At 59.0% G+C, this 17,100-nt stretch carries 13 protein-coding genes; 9 read left to right on the top strand and 4 right to left on the bottom strand.

Features of this window, described 5'->3' with window-relative positions; genetic code table 11:
- Window positions 1–34: 34 nt before the first annotated feature.
- The 4 genes from ABL922_RS03995 to ABL922_RS03980 form a co-directional block, all read right to left on the bottom strand.
- On the bottom strand, window positions 35–811 hold the full coding sequence (locus ABL922_RS03995) for a sulfite exporter TauE/SafE family protein (RefSeq protein WP_349022908.1): 777 nt from the start codon (window positions 809–811) through the stop codon (window positions 35–37).
- 28 nt (window positions 812–839) lie between these two features.
- Window positions 840–3,299, bottom strand: coding sequence for a TonB-dependent receptor (locus tag ABL922_RS03990; RefSeq protein WP_349022907.1), 2,460 nt, complete (start codon window positions 3,297–3,299; stop codon window positions 840–842).
- A gap of 101 nt (window positions 3,300–3,400) precedes the next feature.
- Window positions 3,401–3,577 (bottom strand): YezD family protein, encoded by a 177-nt coding sequence (locus ABL922_RS03985; RefSeq protein ID WP_349022906.1) that lies wholly within the window; start codon window positions 3,575–3,577, stop codon window positions 3,401–3,403.
- A 117-nt stretch (window positions 3,578–3,694) separates the two neighbouring features.
- Window positions 3,695–4,123: an Rrf2 family transcriptional regulator gene (locus ABL922_RS03980; protein WP_349022905.1), complete on the bottom strand. Its 429-nt coding sequence runs from the start codon at window positions 4,121–4,123 to the stop codon at window positions 3,695–3,697.
- A gap of 229 nt (window positions 4,124–4,352) precedes the next feature.
- Here ABL922_RS03980 and ABL922_RS03975 point away from each other — a divergent pair, with 229 nt between their 5' ends.
- The 9 genes from ABL922_RS03975 to rpoC all read left to right on the top strand — a co-directional run bounded on the left by ABL922_RS03975 (window position 4,353) and on the right by rpoC (window position 17,059).
- Window positions 4,353–4,562 carry a cold-shock protein gene (locus ABL922_RS03975; RefSeq protein WP_349022904.1) on the top strand — a complete coding sequence of 70 codons (210 nt, stop codon included), beginning with the start codon at window positions 4,353–4,355 and terminating at the stop codon, window positions 4,560–4,562.
- 2 nt (window positions 4,563–4,564) lie between these two features.
- Window positions 4,565–4,822, top strand: coding sequence for a translation initiation factor IF-1 (gene infA / locus ABL922_RS03970; protein ID WP_298601182.1), 258 nt, complete (start codon window positions 4,565–4,567; stop codon window positions 4,820–4,822).
- A gap of 21 nt (window positions 4,823–4,843) precedes the next feature.
- Complete coding sequence (locus tag ABL922_RS03965) at window positions 4,844–5,071, top strand: hypothetical protein (RefSeq protein WP_349022903.1); 228 nt, start codon at window positions 4,844–4,846, stop codon at window positions 5,069–5,071.
- A complete protein-coding gene (chrA, locus tag ABL922_RS03960) occupies window positions 5,055–6,365 on the top strand; it encodes a chromate efflux transporter (RefSeq protein WP_349022902.1) in 1,311 nt (436 codons plus the stop codon). Before ABL922_RS03965 ends, chrA begins: the two co-directional genes overlap by 17 nt.
- 283 nt (window positions 6,366–6,648) lie before the next feature.
- Window positions 6,649–7,164, top strand: a complete 516-nt coding sequence (rplJ, locus tag ABL922_RS03955; RefSeq protein ID WP_349022901.1) for a 50S ribosomal protein L10 — start codon at window positions 6,649–6,651, stop codon at window positions 7,162–7,164.
- A gap of 72 nt (window positions 7,165–7,236) precedes the next feature.
- The gene (gene rplL / locus ABL922_RS03950; RefSeq protein WP_349022900.1) at window positions 7,237–7,608 is read left to right on the top strand and encodes a 50S ribosomal protein L7/L12; all 372 of its coding nucleotides are present in this window, start codon (window positions 7,237–7,239) and stop codon (window positions 7,606–7,608) included.
- Between the two features lie 114 nt (window positions 7,609–7,722).
- Window positions 7,723–8,259, top strand: coding sequence for an adenine phosphoribosyltransferase (locus ABL922_RS03945; protein ID WP_349022899.1), 537 nt, complete (start codon window positions 7,723–7,725; stop codon window positions 8,257–8,259).
- Between the two features lie 281 nt (window positions 8,260–8,540).
- Window positions 8,541–12,713, top strand: a complete 4,173-nt coding sequence (rpoB, locus tag ABL922_RS03940; RefSeq protein ID WP_349022898.1) for a DNA-directed RNA polymerase subunit beta — start codon at window positions 8,541–8,543, stop codon at window positions 12,711–12,713.
- An 83-nt stretch (window positions 12,714–12,796) separates the two neighbouring features.
- The gene (gene rpoC, locus ABL922_RS03935; protein WP_349022897.1) at window positions 12,797–17,059 is read left to right on the top strand and encodes a DNA-directed RNA polymerase subunit beta'; all 4,263 of its coding nucleotides are present in this window, start codon (window positions 12,797–12,799) and stop codon (window positions 17,057–17,059) included.
- The last annotated feature ends 41 nt before the right edge of the window (window positions 17,060–17,100 follow it).

Raw genomic sequence — 17,100 nt, 5'->3', positions numbered from 1 at the left:
CCCCGACCCCTCCCCTGAAGGGGAGGGGAGAAAGCTAAGCAATCGCCTTATACAGGCTAAACAAACTGGTCGCGATCAGCACCACACCCACCATCAGCAGCAAATTCTTCGCCGGAATGCGCTTGGCGATATAACCGCCAAAGGGCGCCGCCAGCAAACCGCCCACGATCAGCCCGCCGGTAACGATGGTAAAGGCCTCCAACCCCAGGTTCGCAATGAAGGTGATCGACACCGCCAGCGTCAGGAAAAATTCGGCAGTGTTGACTGTGCCGATGGTCTTTCGCGGGTCGCTCCCTTGGATCAGCAGGTTTGAGGTTACCACTGGTCCCCAGCCACCGCCGCCCGAGGCATCAAGAAAGCCGCCAAACAAGCCCAGCGGAATCGCGACCTTGGGGTCCTTCACCTTCGGAACGGTGGGATAGGTCAGCGCCTTATACAGCAGGTAAAAACCGACGCAGGTCAGATAAAGCATGACCATCGGTTTTGCGACCGAGCCGTCAATGTTCGACAGGAAATAGGCGCCCAGCACCCCGCCAATCACACCGGGCAATGCGATTTTGGCGAACAGTTTCCAATCGACATTTTTGTGCAACACATGGCTGATGCCCGAGGCTGCGGTGGTGAACATTTCCACCAGATGCACGCCCGCCGAGGCGCGTGCCGGCGGCACCCCCATCACGCTGACCAACAGGGTCGAACAGATCACGCCAAAGGCCATGCCCAACGCGCCGTCGACCAACTGCGCGGCAAAGCCGATCGCGATAAAGGGTGCTATCGCAGTCCAATCGATCTGGTTCAGTAATTCTAACATGAGGTTGTCCTCTTTGCTGGCAGTTGCATCAGAATCGAGCGGATAGAGTTAGGCCATATGTCTGCGGGTCGCCGGGAAGTCCGACGATGAGTCCCGTATTGCCGCTGGCTACCGTAAGTTGCTCGAAATAGTTGACATCAAAAAGATTGCGCGCCCAAAGGAAAAGGTTGATGCCGTTATCGCTACGGAATCCTGCGCGCAGGTTCGAAAGCGCATAGCCGTCGATCCATGTATAGTCCGAAGGTGAAGGGTTGGATGAAAAGCGCGAACGATAGCTGCCATCATAGCCCAGATAGACCTGACCTTCTTCGCCGAACAGTTTGGCGGGTGCATTGGCTTCTGCTCCGAAAGAGAAAGACCATTTCGAAACCCCCGGAAGGCGCTGTCCTGAAATATCGCAATTTGCAGGGCTCACGCCGCCCGGGGTGCCGGGCGCACTTGGGGTCTGGGCGGTTGTTGCTGTGGTGCCTCCCGAAAGCTCTGGCGGGCACGGTGCATCGACAAACCTGCGATAGGTCGCATCGGTATAGGCGCCGTTGACATAGGCGTTGAAACGCTCGCTCGGGCGTATCGAGAAATCCCATTCGATGCCCTGTGAGCGGACTTTATCGGCATTGGCCAGATAGCCGCGTAACACACCTAACTGGCCGTTGTTCACATTGGCCTGATAGTCGCCGATTTTGGTCCGGAAGATCGACAGGTTGAAGATTGCCGACCGATCGAGGAACTCTGCCTTCAAACCGGCTTCAATATGGTTGACCGATTCGGGCTTCACCGTCGCTGCCGCCGCCAATGGATTACCCGCCGCGTCAGCAGGCAGACCATTCTGGTTGATGCCTCCCGATTTGAAACTCTTTGCAAAGGTCGCATAGAGCAACACATCGTCCGCAGGCTTATAGCTTGCCGTCAGGTCATAACTGAAATTCCAGTCGCTGAATTTGGGTGCGATTTCCTGCGGCGCAAAGATGGCCAGCCGGGCTGTCGTAATCGCGTCGGTTGGGCCGAATACAACCGGCGTGCCATCGCCCGCAAAGACGCGGCGCTGGTAGAAGCCGTCTTTCTTGTCATAGTTCAGGCGAACACCCGGCTGAATTGAGACGGTATCGCTGACTTTCCAGCTCAACTGGCCGAACAAAGCGAGGCTGGTGTTCTTCAGATATTGTGTGTTGAGCGCGGTCAGTCCGTTGAGCACTGCCGGGTTGCTGGCAATCGCGTTCGACGGGTTGATGTTCCAGCGGCTGGAGGCAGGGCCGTGCTGTTCGGTACCCTGCGTGTCGATGCGCTGATAGTAACCGAAGGCCCCGAGCACGAAGTCGAACCGGTCCGCTGTGTAATTATAGCGGAACTCCTGCGTGAACTGATCCTGCTGCGAGGGGTTTTGTGATCGGGTGACAATTGGCAGGCCGGTGAAATCGCGGTCGTTTTCGGGCTTCCAGTCCCAGAAACGCCATGCGGTGACGGAGGTTAGCGTCCCGGGGCCGACATCCCATTTGACCCGGACTGCAGCGCCGCCAATTTTGTTGCCCGCATTCAATGAGGCATCGATGTCGGTCAAGCGGTCGAAGGGATTGGTGCTGACAACCCGATACCCTTGCGCCGCTGCCAGTGCCGCATATTGCCGGTTGAGCGGACGTTGAGTCGCCCCGGTGCGCACGAAAACGGTGCCGCAGCATTCGGCATCTTGTTGGCTGTAATCACCCGATAGCGTGATCTCGACACTTTCCGCTGGTTGCCAGAGTAGCTGGCCTCGCAAACCCAGATTGTCCTGCGATTGAATCCATTTGTTGGCGGTGACGTTGTAAATCGTCCCGCGCCGGCTGGTCGAAGAAAGCGCAAGGCGGAAGGCAAGCTTGTCCGATAGTGGGCCGGAAATGGCGGCTTTAGCCTGCTTGAAATCGAGATTACCGACGCTAATCTCGGCCTTGCCTTCAAAATCAAAGGTCGGCTGATTGGTGCTGATGTTGATGGCACCTGCGGTAGTATTCTTGCCATAAAGTGTGCCTTGCGGCCCGCGCAATACCTCGATCTGCGCGACGTCAAGAAAGTCGAAGGTCGCCGAGGCTACACGCGAATAATAGACATCGTCGACATAGATGCCGACGCCTTGCTCGATACCGTCATTGGTGAGACCGAAGGGAACTCCGATACCACGGATATTCACCGCTGTGTTGCGGGGGTTGGAAGAGTAAAATTGCAGCGTCGGGGTCAATTGCTGCAGACGCCCAACGTTAAAGCTGCCGGTATTGTCAATATGGTCTCCACCGACGACGGAAACGGCAATGGGCACGTCCTGTGCGGATTCGCTGCGGCGCCGGGCGGTTACGACAATGTCGGTGCTCTCGTCTGTGTCGCCGGTGCCAACCGATGTGCGCTGTTCAGCGTCGGCGACTGATTCGTCGCCTGCAGTTTCAGCATAGGCAGTGGTGGGAAAAAAAGTCGCGATAGAAAGCGCGATAACGGCGGTCGCCGTTGGGAGAGATCGGTGCATGTTCCAGTCCTGTCATGGGATGAGTTTGGAAAAGGAAATGCATCCGGTCGTCCGGTCTGCAAGTTGGGCCCATTGGGCCGGAAGAGTTCAGTGTTAGGGGTTCAATTTGAAAAACGCTGGCGTTCGGTGACGTCGACCTGAACGAGTTTTCCCTCGTGCACGGTCAACTGGATCGCACCGAATTTCAGCCTGCCCAGCGCATCAAGCACCGATTGTAAGGCAGGCTGAGCGTCGCCTTTTCGGCTTTCTGTTTCACGGTCTTCATTGGCGTTGGCCATAGCTGTCCTCCTGATCTGAACAGCTTCTGGCTATAGTCAACCGTTTAAGTTGACAATTCAATTTTTGCTACTTGTCGACCAAAAGAAAGTTTTGTCGGTTGAATCGAAAGCGGCAGATCAGTCCGTCATCACACCCATATCGATCGGGTCGGCAAGGCTGATCCGGTCGAGCACCGCCGCGGTTTCATCGCGCACCTTGAGCATCAGCGCGCGCATCCGGCAGTCGCTTTCCTCCAAACAATTTTTGCATTTCTCATGCGCAAAGCGGCTGGCGCAGGGGACGAGCGCGAGCGAGCCGCGGCTGATGCGGATGATGTCGCCATAGCTGATGTCAACCGGCGGCAGCGCCAGTTCATAGCCGCCGTCGCGCCCGCGCTGCGACACGACCAATCCCGCGCGGCTCATTTCGGAAAGAATCACCGTCAGGAATTTGGCCGGAATATTCTGCGCCTCGGCAATATCCGTCAGCGGCACCAGCCCTTGCTGATATTTATCCGCCAGATGCATGAGCGCGCGGATCGTGTAGCGGGTTTTTTGCGACAGCATTCTCTACTTATGGAGTAGAGAGCGCCACGCCGCAAGGCTGTTTGCCTTATTGGACGGCATATGTTATACACAGCCTGCTATCGTCGAACGCGACGGAAATTTGAGGTGCAAATCGGGCCAAGTCCACAGGACAGGTCTGGCACGCGCAACGTCTTTTCTCACACGACCCTGGCTTCCCCGAGCGGCGCTTTTGCCGCGCGGACTTTAGTTTCGTGAAAGGAACGACCTTATGCCGACAGGCACCGTAAAATTCTTCAACACCGAAAAAGGCTATGGCTTTATTGCACCCGATGGCGGTGGCGATGACAGCTTTGTCCACATCACGGCCGTAATGGCAGCCGGCATGTCTTCGCTCGATAAGGACCAGCGCCTCAACTATGAAGTTGAAGCTGGCCGTGACGGCAAGAAAGCCGCGATCAACCTTTCGGCGGCTGACTAAGTTTGGCCAAAGAAGAGCTTTTGACGCTCGAAGGTGTGATCGATGAAATCCTGCCCGATGGCCGCTTTGGCGTCGTGCTGGAAAACGAGCACCGGATAATCGCTTACACGGCAGGGAAGATGCGGAAATTCCGCATCCGCTCCGTCGTGGGCGACCGCGTCCATGTCGAGATGACGCCCTATGACCTCTCCAAAGGGCGCATCATTTTCCGCGAGCGCACCCCCGGCGTCGGCCCCGGCCCGCGCAACATGCGCCGCTGAACCTGAAAGGAGCCGTTCAAAATGGCTACCGTTGAATTCTACCGCGAACGCGCCGCCCAGGCCGCGCGCGATGCCGAGCAGGCAACCCTCGCCAATGTCCGCGAACGCCATCTGGTGGCGCGCGACACCTGGAACGATATGGCTGACAAGGCCGAAAGCGTGATCACCACGCGCGCCAAGGCCGAAGCTGAAAAGCAGGCTATGCAGCAGGCAAACTCGCTCATGGCGCAGGATGCTGCCCACGCCTAGCCTGAGCGAATTGACGCGGCTGTTCGGCAAGATCGGCCTGATCAGCTTTGGCGGGCCCGCAGGCCAGATCGCACTGATGCACGACGAAGTGGTCGAGCAGAAGCAATGGGTTTCCGAAGACGAATATCTGCAGGCGCTGAACCTGTGCCATTTGCTGCCCGGTCCCGAGGCACAGCAGCTGGCTGCATGGATCGGCTGGCGGTTGCACGGCACGCTGGGCGGGCTGATCGCAGGCCTGCTGTTTGTTATCCCGGGCGCGTTGGTGATGCTCGGACTGTCGGCGCTTTATGTGCTGTCAATGCAGGTGGATTGGCTGCAAGGCCTGTTCTTCGGCATCAAGGCAGCCGTGCTTGCGATTGTGCTGCAGGCGCTGTTGCGAATCGCAGGTAAGGCGTTGACCACGCCTGCCAAGCGTGCGCTGGCCGTGGTCGCATTCGTTGCGCTGTTCGCGCTCCACATCCCCTTCCCGCTGCTGATATTGGCCGCGGCGGTGATTGGCGCAGTCGTGGCGTGGAAGGCGCCTGCGCTGTTTGCGCTGAAGCCAATTGCTGCGTCCACCACTGCGCCAACCAGCCATTGGCTGGCGCATATCACCAAGACCATTTTCGTCTGGGGCATCATCTGGTCAGCGCCTATGATTCTGATCCTGCTGACACTTGGGCAGGAACACGTCCTCTGGAAAGTCGGGGCCTTTTTCTCGCAACTCGCTATCGTCACCTTTGGCGGCGCCTATGCGGTGCTCGCTTATATGGCGCAGGAGGCGGTGACGGGCTTTGGCTGGCTGAGTGCGGGCGAGATGGCCGACGGACTGGGTCTTGCCGAAACCACGCCCGGTCCACTGATCCTTGTCACCCAATTTGTCGGTTTCCTCGCAGGCTTTCGTGCGCCCGACCCATTCGATGCCTGGACGGCAGGTATGCTCGCAGCGCTGCTCACCACTTGGGTCACCTTCGCCCCTTGCTTCCTCTGGATATTCGCGATTGCGCCTTTGATGGAACGGATGCGGAGCATCGCCTGGCTGCAGGGCAGCCTCGCCGCCATCACCGCTGCTGTGGTCGGCGTAATTGCCAACCTGTCTATCTGGTTTGCGCTGCATGTGCTATTCCGCAGCGTCGGCCAGCTCGATATCGGCGTCGGTTCAATCTGGTGGCCCGCATGGGAGACGCTGGACGTGAAGGCGCTGGGCATCGGGCTTGGTGCGATGCTGATGCTGTTCGGTCTGAAATGGGGAATCATCCGCACGCTGGTGATTTGCGCGGCCGCAGGGCTGGCGCTGGGCACGCTCGCGGCTTGACTCTGCGCGCATTGCTGCTAATGGCCAGCGCCGACCGGAGGGTTCGCCCTCCACGTCACCGTCCGAGACAGTTGGTGACCGGAATTTGCCGGTCTTAATTTCCAGCCTAGGCGGGGATAGAGATTTCAGATGCGCCCGCGCATCTTCGCTTATGCAATCTGCCCACCCGACCGCCCAAACAGGGTATGGTCATGGGTGGTCGGGTGGGGGAGCGGGCCGGTGCCGAAACTAACGATAACGTGTTGGGCCTGCCTTCGGGCAGATCCAGTGATTGGAGTAATGCATGAACCGTTCTGAAAAGACCGATACGGTTGCTGCGCTGAATGCAACCTTCAACGAAGCCGCGGTTGTCGTGGTCACCCGTAATCTGGGTCTGACCGTCGCACAGTCGACCGACCTTCGCCTGAAGATGCGTGACGCCGGTGCCGGTTACAAGGTCGCCAAGAACCGCCTTGCCAAAATCGCGTTGAACGACACGCAGTATGAATCCCTCGGCGATCTGCTGACCGGACCGACTGCGCTTGCCACATCGGGTGATCCGGTTGCAGCCGCCAAGGTTGCTGTCGAATTCGCCAAGACCAACGACAAGCTTGAAATTGTCGGTGGTGCGATGGGCTCGACCGTCCTCGACGTTGAAGGTGTCAAGGCGCTGGCTTCACTGCCGTCGCTCGATGAACTGCGCGCCAAGCTGATCGGCCTTGTACAGGCCCCGGCTACCAAGGTCGTTCAGGTTATCTCTGCGCCCGCAGGACAGCTGGCCCGGGTTTTTGGTGCCTATGCGGCGAAAGAAGCCGCGTAATTTGTTTTCACATCCCCTGCGCGGCGAGCGATCGCGCGGGTAGTATTGCATAGAAATTGGAGTGTTATTGAAATGGCTGATATTGAAAAGCTGGTAGAAGAACTGAGCAAGCTGACCGTTCTCGAAGCTGCTGACCTTGCCAAGGCTCTGGAAGAAAAGTGGGGCGTTTCGGCTGCTGCTGCTGTTGCTGTCGCCGGCCCCGCTGCCGCTGCTGCACCGGCTGCTGAAGAGCAGACCGAATTTGACGTGATCCTGACCGGCGACGGCGGCAACAAGATCGCCGTCATCAAGGAAGTCCGCGCCATCACCGCGCTCGGCCTGACCGAAGCCAAGGCTCTTGTTGAGTCGGCTCCGAAGGCGATCAAGGAAGGCGTCAACAAGGCTGAAGCCGAAGACATCAAGGCGAAGATCCTTGCTGCTGGCGGCACTGTCGAACTGAAGTAATTCGGTTCACTGAAGGCATTTAGTTTTCCCCGACGGGGGAAATGGGGGGCGGTCTGCGCAAGCGGGCCGCCCTTTTCCTTTGCGCTTTCAAAATGCGCACGGCATTTAGCCGACATGACCGACAATGCCGATCTCTCCGCCCTTATCCGAACCATACCGGACTATCCCAAACCAGGCATATTGTTTCGCGACGTATCGACCCTATTGCTCGACGGGCGGGGATTCCGGCAGACGATTGACCGGATGGCCGCCCTCGTCGCGCCCGATACGCAGCTGATTGCGGGGATCGAGGCGCGTGGGTTCATTGTTGCGGCAGGATTGAGCTATGCGCTGGGGCTGGGCAAGCTGATGCTGCGCAAGCCCGGCAAGCTGCCCGGCGAGAAGATTGGTATCGACTATCAACTCGAATATGGCACTGACCGGATCGAGCTGCATACAGGACAGGTGAAGCCCGGGCAGAAAGTGGTGCTGGTCGACGACCTGATCGCCACCGGAGGAACCGCTTTGGCGGGGATAGATCTGATCCGGCAGGCGGGCGGAGTTGTCGAACAGGCGCTGTTCATCGTCGACCTGCCAGAGCTTGGTGGCGCCGAGAAACTGCGCGGCATTGGCGTGGAGCCGACGGCGCTGATTGGATTTGAGGGGCATTAGTTCGCGTCGCGAAACTCAGCGATATTTTGAGCAAAGTGGCAACACATCGATCAACCTGCCGGACTTGACCCAAACCCCTCCTACTCCTATAGAACTATCTATCCACCCTATCTTTCGGGATCGGGGCAAAACGCGCATTGCCTCCAACGAATTGAAAGATAAGGTTTTCTGACGCGCTAAGGCTGCTGGTTGCATCCCGAATCCGGGGGCGATGCCATGCGGCCTTTTCGTTGTCGGATGTTGCGCTCAATATTTTGATATAGACGAGGCTGAGCAACTCCATGGCTAAAGCAGCGGTTTCCGCATCGCTGGGCGCATCCACCGCCCTGTCGCGCTCCAAGCGCATTCGCAAGATTTTCGGCAATATTCACGAAGTGATCGAGATGCCGAACCTGATCGAGGTTCAGCGCGAGAGCTATGAACAGTTCCTGCGCTCTGACCCGTCGGTCGGCTATGTGTCGGGTCTTGAAAAGACGCTGCGCAGCGTTTTCCCGATCCGCGATTTCGCCGGCACCTGCGAACTCGATTTCGTCAATTACGAACTCGAAGACCCGAAATTTGACGTCGAGGAGTGCCGCCAGCGCGGGATCACTTACTCGGCACAGATGAAGGTCACGCTGCGCCTGATCGTCTTTGAAGTTGATCCCGACACCGAAGCGCGTTCGGTTCTCGATATCAAGGAGCAGGACGTTTACATGGGCGAAATGCCCCTGATGACGGGTAACGGCACCTTCTTCATCAACGGCACCGAGCGCGTTATCGTCTCGCAGATGCACCGTTCGCCGGGCGTGCTGTTCGATCATGACCGTGGCAAGACCCACTCGTCAGGCAAATATCTCTTCGCTGCGCGCGTCATCCCCTATCGCGGGTCGTGGCTCGATTTCGAGTTCGACGCGAAAGACATCGTCAACGTCCGTATCGACCGCAAGCGCAAGCTGCCGGTCACGACTTTGCTCTATTCGCTTGGCCTCAACAGCGAAGAAATCCTCAACCACTTCTACGACCGCGTGACCTTTGCGCGCGCCAAGGGCGGCTGGAAGATTCCGTTCAACGCCGAACAATGGCGCGCGTCGAAGCCGAGCTTTGACATTGTCGATGCCAAGTCGGGCGAGGTTATCTTCCCCGCCGGCCAGAAAATCACGCCACGCGCCGCCAACAAGGCGGTCAAGGACGGCCTCGTCGAATTGCTGATCCCGACCGAGGAAATCTTCGGCCGCTATTCGGCGCTCGATCTGGTCGACGACAAGACCGGCCGCATCTATGTCGAGGCTGGCGATGAAATCACCGCCGAAAATCTCGAAGCGCTCGACAAGGTCGGCATTGACAGCCTTGAGCTGCTCGATATCGACCATGTCATCACCGGCGCCTGGATGCGCAACACGCTGAAGGCCGACAAGGCCGAGAACCGCGACATGGGCCTCGATGCGATCTACCGCGTCATGCGCCCCGGCGAACCGCCGACCCGCGAAACTGCAGAAGCGCTGTTTGCCGGTCTGTTCTTCGATCCCGACCGTTACGACCTGTCGGCGGTTGGCCGCGTGAAGCTCAACATGCGTCTTGGCCTTGATGCCGAAGACACGCTGACCACGCTGCGCACCGAAGACATCCTCGCGGTGGTCAAGGAATTGGTCAACCTGAAGGACGGCAAGGGCGACATCGACGATATCGACAATCTCGGCAACCGCCGCGTCCGTTCGGTGGGCGAATTGCTCGAAAACCAGTATCGCGTCGGCCTGCTCCGCATGGAACGCGCGGTCAAGGAACGCATGAGCTCGGTCGACGTATCGACCGTGATGCCGAACGACCTGATCAACGCCAAGCCTGCGGTCGCAGCCGTGCGCGAATTCTTCGGCTCGTCGCAGCTGTCGCAGTTCATGGACCAGACCAACCCGCTGTCGGAAGTCACCCACAAGCGCCGCGTTTCGGCACTTGGACCGGGCGGGCTTACCCGCGAACGTGCGGGCTTCGAAGTCCGTGACGTTCACCCGACCCACTATGGCCGTATCTGCCCGATTGAAACGCCGGAAGGCCCGAACATCGGTCTGATCAACTCGCTGGCATCATTCAGCCGCGTGAACAAATATGGCTTCATCGAAACCCCCTATCGCAAGATTGTAGACGGTAAGGTGACCGAAGAGGTCGTCTATCTGTCGGCGATGGAAGAAGCCAAGCACACGATCGCGCAGGCGAACGCAGAGCTGACCGCCGACGGCAGCTTTGTTGAGGAACTGATCTCGGCGCGCGAAGCTGGCGAATTCCTGATGGCCCCGCGCGGCCAGATCACCCTGATGGACGTCAGCCCCAAGCAGCTGGTTTCGGTTGCGGCATCGCTCATTCCCTTCCTGGAAAATGACGACGCCAACCGCGCGCTGATGGGATCGAACATGCAACGTCAGGCCGTGCCGCTGTTGCGTGCAGAGGCCCCGTTTGTCGGCACCGGCATGGAAGCCACCGTAGCGCGCGATTCGGGCGCTGCGATTTCGGCCCGCCGCACCGGCATTGTCGACCAGGTCGACGCAACGCGTATCGTCGTCCGTGTTACTGGCGAAGTCGAAGCCGGCCAGTCGGGCGTCGACATCTACACGCTGCAGAAATACCAGCGTTCGAACCAGTCGACCTGCATCAACCAGAAGCCTCTGGTGAAGGTGGGCGACGCGATCGAGGCAGGCGACATCATCGCCGACGGCCCGTCGACCGAACTGGGCGAACTGGCGCTCGGCAAGAATGCGCTCGTCGCCTTCATGCCGTGGAATGGCTATAACTACGAAGACTCGATCCTGATCAGCGAACGTATCGTGAAGGACGACGTCTTCACCTCGATCCATATCGAGGAATTCGAAGTCATGGCCCGCGACACCAAGCTTGGGCCCGAAGACATCACCCGCGACATCCCGAATGTCGGCGAGGAAGCACTGCGCAACCTCGACGAAGCGGGCATCGTCTATATCGGTGCAGAAGTGCATCCGGGCGACATCCTCGTCGGCAAGATCACACCCAAGGGTGAATCGCCGATGACCCCGGAAGAAAAGCTGCTGCGCGCGATCTTCGGTGAAAAGGCCAGCGACGTGCGCGACACCTCGCTTCGCCTGCCGCCAGGTGTTTCGGGTACGATCGTTGAAGTGCGCGTCTTCAACCGCCACGGCATCGACAAGGACGAGCGCGCGATGGCGATCGAGCGCGAGGAAATCGAACGCCTTGCGAAGGACCGTGAAGACGAACGCTCGATCCTCAACCGTGCAACCTACAATCGCCTGAAGGATATGCTGATCGGCCAGACCGCCGCAGCCAGCCCCAAGGGCATCAAGAAGGGCGAAAAGATTTCGGAAGCCAATCTTGCCGAAGTCGAGCGTCACGAATGGTGGAAAATCGCGGTCACCGACGACAAGGTCCAGTCTGACCTTGAAGCGGTGAAGGCGCAGTATGACGAGACCGCCAAGGCGATCCAGGAGAAGTTCGAGGACCGCAAGGAAAAGCTCGAACGTGGTGACGAACTCGCCCCGGGCGTGCTCAAGATGGTCAAGGTCTTTGTCGCCATCAAGCGCAAGTTGCAGCCGGGTGACAAAATGGCCGGCCGCCACGGTAACAAGGGTATCATCAGCCGCATCCTGCCGCAGGAAGATATGCCCTTCCTCGCCGACGGTACACCGGTTGATTTCGTGCTCAACCCGCTGGGCGTGCCTTCGCGCATGAACGTCGGACAAATCTTCGAAACGCACCTTGGCTGGGCCGCCCGCGGTCTTGGCAAACAGATCCAGACGGCACTTGAAGATTGGCGCGCTGCCAATCCGAACCCAGAGGCTGGTGCACCCCCCGAAGCCATTCGTGACCGTCTGGTCGATATCTATGGTGCTAATTACACCGCAGAGCTCAAGGGTCGCTCGGATAGCGACATCATCGAACTGGCCGAAAATCTGACCGCAGGCGTCCCGATGGGAACGCCGGTGTTCGACGGTGCGAAGGAACAGGACGTTGCCGACATGCTGGCACGCGCCGGTTTCGACGTTTCGGGCCAGAGCGACCTCTATGACGGCCGCACCGGTGACAAGTTCGACCGCAAAGTAACCGTGGGCTATATGTATATGCTCAAACTGCACCATTTGGTCGACGACAAGATCCACGCCCGCTCGATCGGCCCCTACAGCCTCGTAACCCAGCAGCCGCTGGGCGGTAAGGCACAGTTCGGTGGCCAGCGCTTCGGGGAAATGGAGGTCTGGGCGCTTCAGGCCTATGGCGCAGCCTATACGCTGCAGGAAATGCTGACGGTGAAGTCGGACGACGTGGTCGGTCGCACCAAGGTTTACGAAGCGATCGTCAAGGGCGACGACACCTTCGAAGCCGGCATTCCGGAGAGCTTCAACGTTCTCGTCAAGGAAATGCGCTCGCTCGGTCTCAATGTCGACCTCAAGTCGAACAACGACACCGAAGAAGACGATCTGCCGGAGGCTGCGGAATAAGAAAGCCGGGCGGCAGCGATGCCGCCCCTTTCCCGCCCTATGGATGAATTTTCGGAGCCCTTCAGCTCCATGAGGACACAAAGATGAACGATCTTACCAAATTCAGCAATCCGCTCGCCAAGCCGGAAACCTTCGACCAGATCCAGATCGGGATCGCCTCGCCGGAGAAAATCCGCAGCTGGTCTTTCGGCGAAATCAAGAAGCCGGAAACGATCAACTATCGCACGTTCAAGCCCGAGCGTGACGGCCTGTTCTGTGCGCGCATCTTCGGCCCCGTAAAGGACTATGAGTGCCTGTGCGGTAAGTATAAGCGCATGAAATATAAGGGCGTCGTCTGCGAAAAGTGCGGCGTCGAAGTCACTGTCACCAAGGTGCGCCGTGAACGCATGGGCCATATCGAGCTCGCCGCGCCTGTCGCGCATATCTGGTTCCTGAAGTCGCTGCCGTCGCGCATCGGCCTGCTGCTCGACATGCAGTTGAAGCAGCTCGAGCGCGTGCTCTATTTCGAGCATTATATCGTAACCGAGCCTGGTTTGACCGCGCTTGAGAAGTTCCAGCTTCTGACCGAAGACGAACTGCTCGCCGCGCAGGACGAATATGGCGAAGACGCCTTCACCGCCGGAATCGGTGCCGAAGCGGTCAAGCAGATGCTGATGGACCTCGACCTGGAACAGGAACGCGTCGATCTGATGGAAGAGCTGGCGACAACCAAGTCGGAGCTGAAGCCCAAGAAGATCATCAAGCGCCTGAAGGTTGTCGAAAGCTTCATCGATTCGGGCAACAAGCCCGAATGGATGATCCTCGACGTCATCCCCGTCATCCCGCCCGAACTGCGCCCGCTGGTGCCTTTGGACGGTGGCCGTTTCGCGACCTCGGATCTCAACGATCTCTATCGCCGCGTGATCAACCGTAACAACCGCCTGAAGCGCCTGATCGAGCTGCGCGCGCCGGACATCATCGTCCGCAACGAAAAGCGCATGCTGCAGGAAGCCGTTGACGCATTGTTCGACAATGGTCGCCGTGGCCGCACCATCACCGGTGCAAACAAGCGTCCGCTGAAGTCGCTGTCCGACATGCTCAAGGGCAAGCAGGGCCGCTTCCGTCAGAACCTGCTCGGCAAGCGCGTCGACTATTCGGGTCGTTCGGTCATCGTGACCGGTCCGGAACTCAAGCTGCATCAGTGCGGCCTGCCGAAGAAGATGGCGCTCGAACTGTTCAAGCCGTTCATCTATTCGCGTCTTGATGCCAAAGGGCTTTCGATGACCCTGAAGCAGGCGAAGAAGTGGGTGGAAAAGGAACGCAAGGAAGTCTGGGACATCCTCGACGAGGTGATCCGTGAGCATCCAGTTTTGCTGAACCGCGCGCCGACGCTGCACCGTCTTGGCATTCAGGCGTTCGAACCCGTCCTCATCGAAGGCAAGGCGATCCAGCTGCACCCGCTGGTCTGCTCGGCCTTCAACGCCGACTTTGACGGTGATCAGATGGCCGTCCACGTTCCGTTGAGCCTCGAAGCCCAGCTCGAAGCCCGCGTGCTGATGATGTCGACCAACAACATCCTCTCGCCCGCCAACGGCAAGCCGATCATCGTTCCTTCGCAGGATATGGTTCTCGGTCTCTACTATCTGTCGATGGACCGCGAAGGCGAGCCGGGCGAAGGCATGATCCTGTCGGACATGGCCGAAGTCCACCAGGCGCTCGAAGTCGGCGCCGTGACCTTGCACACCAAGATCACCAGCCGCGTTCCGCAGACCGGTGAAGACAAGGTCGAGCGCATGGTGCGTTATCAGACCACGCCGGGTCGCATGCTGATCGGCGAATGCCTGCCGAAGTCGCACACCGTGCCCTTCGACGTGGTCAACCGCTTGCTCACCAAGAAGGAAATCGGCGACGTTATCGACCAAGTCTATCGTCACACCGGCCAGAAGGACACCGTCCTTTTCGCCGACGCGATCATGGGCCTCGGTTTCCGTCACGCCTTTAAGGCTGGCATCAGCTTCGGCAAGGATGACATGATTATCCCGCACGAAAAGGATGGTCTGGTTGCCGAAACCAAGGCGATCGTGGCTGATTTCGAACAGCAATATCAGGACGGTCTCATCACCCAGCAGGAAAAATACAACAAGGTGATCGACGCCTGGAGCCGTTGCGGTGACCAGGTGGCGAACGCCATGATGGACAAGCTGAAGGCGACGCCCAAGGACGAGAATGGCCGTGAAGCGCCGATCAACTCGATCTACATGATGGCCCACTCGGGCGCTCGTGGTTCGCCAGCGCAGATGAAGCAGCTGGGCGGAATGCGCGGCCTGATGGCCAAGCCGTCGGGCGAGATCATCGAAACCCCGATCATCTCGAACTTCAAGGAAGGTCTGACCGTTCTTGAATATTTCAATTCGACCCACGGCGCCCGTAAGGGTCTCGCTGACACCGCGCTCAAGACGGCAAACTCGGGTTACCTCACCCGCCGTCTTGTCGACGTGTCGCAGGATTGCACCATCGTCGAAATCGACTGCGGTACCGAACGCGCGCTGGAAATGCGTGCCATCGTCCAAGGTGGTTCAACCATCGCATCGCTCGGTGAGCGCGTGCTTGGCCGTACCACCGCCGAAGACATTGTCGGCCCCGATGGCAAGGTTGCCATCCCGACCGGCAGCCTGCTCGATGAAGCCGCGATCACCCAGATCGAGGAAATCGGCCTGCAAGCCCTCAAGATCCGCAGCCCGCTGGTTTGCGAATCGAAGGTTGGCGTGTGCGGAACCTGCTATGGTCGCGATCTGGCCCGCGGTACCCCGGTCAATATCGGTGAAGCTGTTGGCGTTATCGCCGCGCAGTCGATCGGTGAGCCGGGCACGCAGCTGACCATGCGTACCTTCCACATCGGTGGTGCCGCACAGCTCAACGAAACGTCGAACCTTGACGCTTCGGTCGATGGTGTTGTCACTTATCGCGATCTGCCGACCCTGGTCGACAAGCGCGGTCGCCGTATCGCCATGGCGCGTAACGGAGAACTGATCCTGTCGGACAAGGAAGGCCGCGAACTCGAAATGCACCGTCTGCCCTTCGGCGCGACGCTGGCATTTGAAGACGGTGCCAAGGTGAAGGCGGGCGACCGCCTCGCCGAATGGGATCCGTTCACCATGCCCGTGATCACCGAAAAGCCGGGTATCGTGAAGTTCCAGGATCTGCTCGACGGCAAGACCCTGATCGAACAGACCGATGATGCGACTGGCATCGCCCAGCGCGTCGTAATCGAATATCGCGGTGCGGTTCGCGGCAAGAAGGAAGACCTTCGTCCCCGCCTGACCCTTCTCGATGATGATAGCGGCGAAGCTGCGCGCTATTTGCTGAGCGTTGGCACGATGCTGTCGGTCGAAGACGGTACAAAGGTCGAAGCGGGCGATGTTCTCGCTCGTGTGACCCGCGAATCGGCCAAGACCCGCGACATCACCGGCGGTCTGCCGCGCGTTGCCGAACTGTTCGAAGCACGCATTCCGAAGGACAATGCGATCATCGCCAAAATTTCGGGCCGCGTCGAATTCGTCCGTGACTACAAGGCGAAGCGCAAGATCGCGATTGTTCCCGAGGAAGGCGATCGGATCGAATATCTAATTCCGAAGTCGAAGGTGCTCGACGTGCAGGAAGGCGATTTCGTCCGTAAGGGCGACAATCTGATTGCCGGTTCGCCGAACCCGCATGACATCCTTGAAGTCATGGGAGTGGAAGCGCTGGCCGAATATCTGGTCGCCGAGATCCAGGAAGTCTATCGACTGCAGGGCGTGAAGATCAACGACAAGCATATCGAGGTGATCGTTCGCCAGATGCTGCAGAAGGTTGAAATCACCAATGGTGGCGACACCACCTTGCTGGCTGGCGAACAGGTCGACCGCGAAGAAATGGATGCGATCAACGCCAAGCTGCAACCGGGCCAGGCCTTCGCCGAAGGCACCCCCGTCCTGCTTGGTATCACCAAGGCAAGCTTGCAAACCCGCAGCTTCATCTCGGCGGCATCGTTCCAGGAGACCACCCGCGTGCTCACGCAGGCGGCGGTTGAGGGCAAGAAGGACGTTCTCACCGGTCTCAAGGAAAATGTTATTGTCGGTCGTCTGATCCCGGCGGGTACCGGTTCGGCAATGAACCGCATCCGCGTGGCTGCCACCAGCCGTGATGCGGCGCTCCGCGCCAGCTATCGCAAGCTGCAGGAAAGCCTGATCGCCCCCGAAACCGCCGCTGAAGAGCATGCGGCCGAACTGGCGCAGGGCCCCGAAGCCGCTCTCGGCGACGATCCGATCGGCATGATGGAACATACGCCCGAAACCGTTGAGGATTTCGAAGGCGACACCGAGGCATAAACCCCCTCGCAAGCAAAACACAAAAGCCCGCCGGAAGCGAT

The sequence above is a fragment of the Sphingorhabdus sp. genome, from assembly GCF_040079335.1.
Lineage (GTDB): Bacteria > Pseudomonadota > Alphaproteobacteria > Sphingomonadales > Sphingomonadaceae > Sphingorhabdus_B.
This window is presented reverse-complemented; position numbering and strand designations above follow the sequence as displayed.

What these genes read in the sequence shown, in the direction of transcription:
- ABL922_RS03995 (WP_349022908.1), bottom strand. Translation starts at nt 811, where the DNA reads ATGTTAGAATTACTGAACCAGATCGATTGGACTGCGATAGCACCCTTT.
- ABL922_RS03990 (WP_349022907.1), bottom strand. Translation starts at nt 3,299, where the DNA reads ATGCACCGATCTCTCCCAACGGCGACCGCCGTTATCGCGCTTTCTATC.
- ABL922_RS03985 (WP_349022906.1), bottom strand. Translation starts at nt 3,577, where the DNA reads ATGGCCAACGCCAATGAAGACCGTGAAACAGAAAGCCGAAAAGGCGAC.
- ABL922_RS03980 (WP_349022905.1), bottom strand. Translation starts at nt 4,123, where the DNA reads ATGCTGTCGCAAAAAACCCGCTACACGATCCGCGCGCTCATGCATCTG.
- ABL922_RS03975 (WP_349022904.1), top strand. Translation starts at nt 4,353, where the DNA reads ATGCCGACAGGCACCGTAAAATTCTTCAACACCGAAAAAGGCTATGGC.
- ABL922_RS03965 (WP_349022903.1), top strand. Translation starts at nt 4,844, where the DNA reads ATGGCTACCGTTGAATTCTACCGCGAACGCGCCGCCCAGGCCGCGCGC.
- chrA (WP_349022902.1), top strand. Translation starts at nt 5,055, where the DNA reads ATGCTGCCCACGCCTAGCCTGAGCGAATTGACGCGGCTGTTCGGCAAG.
- rplJ (WP_349022901.1), top strand. Translation starts at nt 6,649, where the DNA reads ATGAACCGTTCTGAAAAGACCGATACGGTTGCTGCGCTGAATGCAACC.
- rplL (WP_349022900.1), top strand. Translation starts at nt 7,237, where the DNA reads ATGGCTGATATTGAAAAGCTGGTAGAAGAACTGAGCAAGCTGACCGTT.
- ABL922_RS03945 (WP_349022899.1), top strand. Translation starts at nt 7,723, where the DNA reads ATGACCGACAATGCCGATCTCTCCGCCCTTATCCGAACCATACCGGAC.
- rpoB (WP_349022898.1), top strand. Translation starts at nt 8,541, where the DNA reads ATGGCTAAAGCAGCGGTTTCCGCATCGCTGGGCGCATCCACCGCCCTG.
- rpoC (WP_349022897.1), top strand. Translation starts at nt 12,797, where the DNA reads ATGAACGATCTTACCAAATTCAGCAATCCGCTCGCCAAGCCGGAAACC.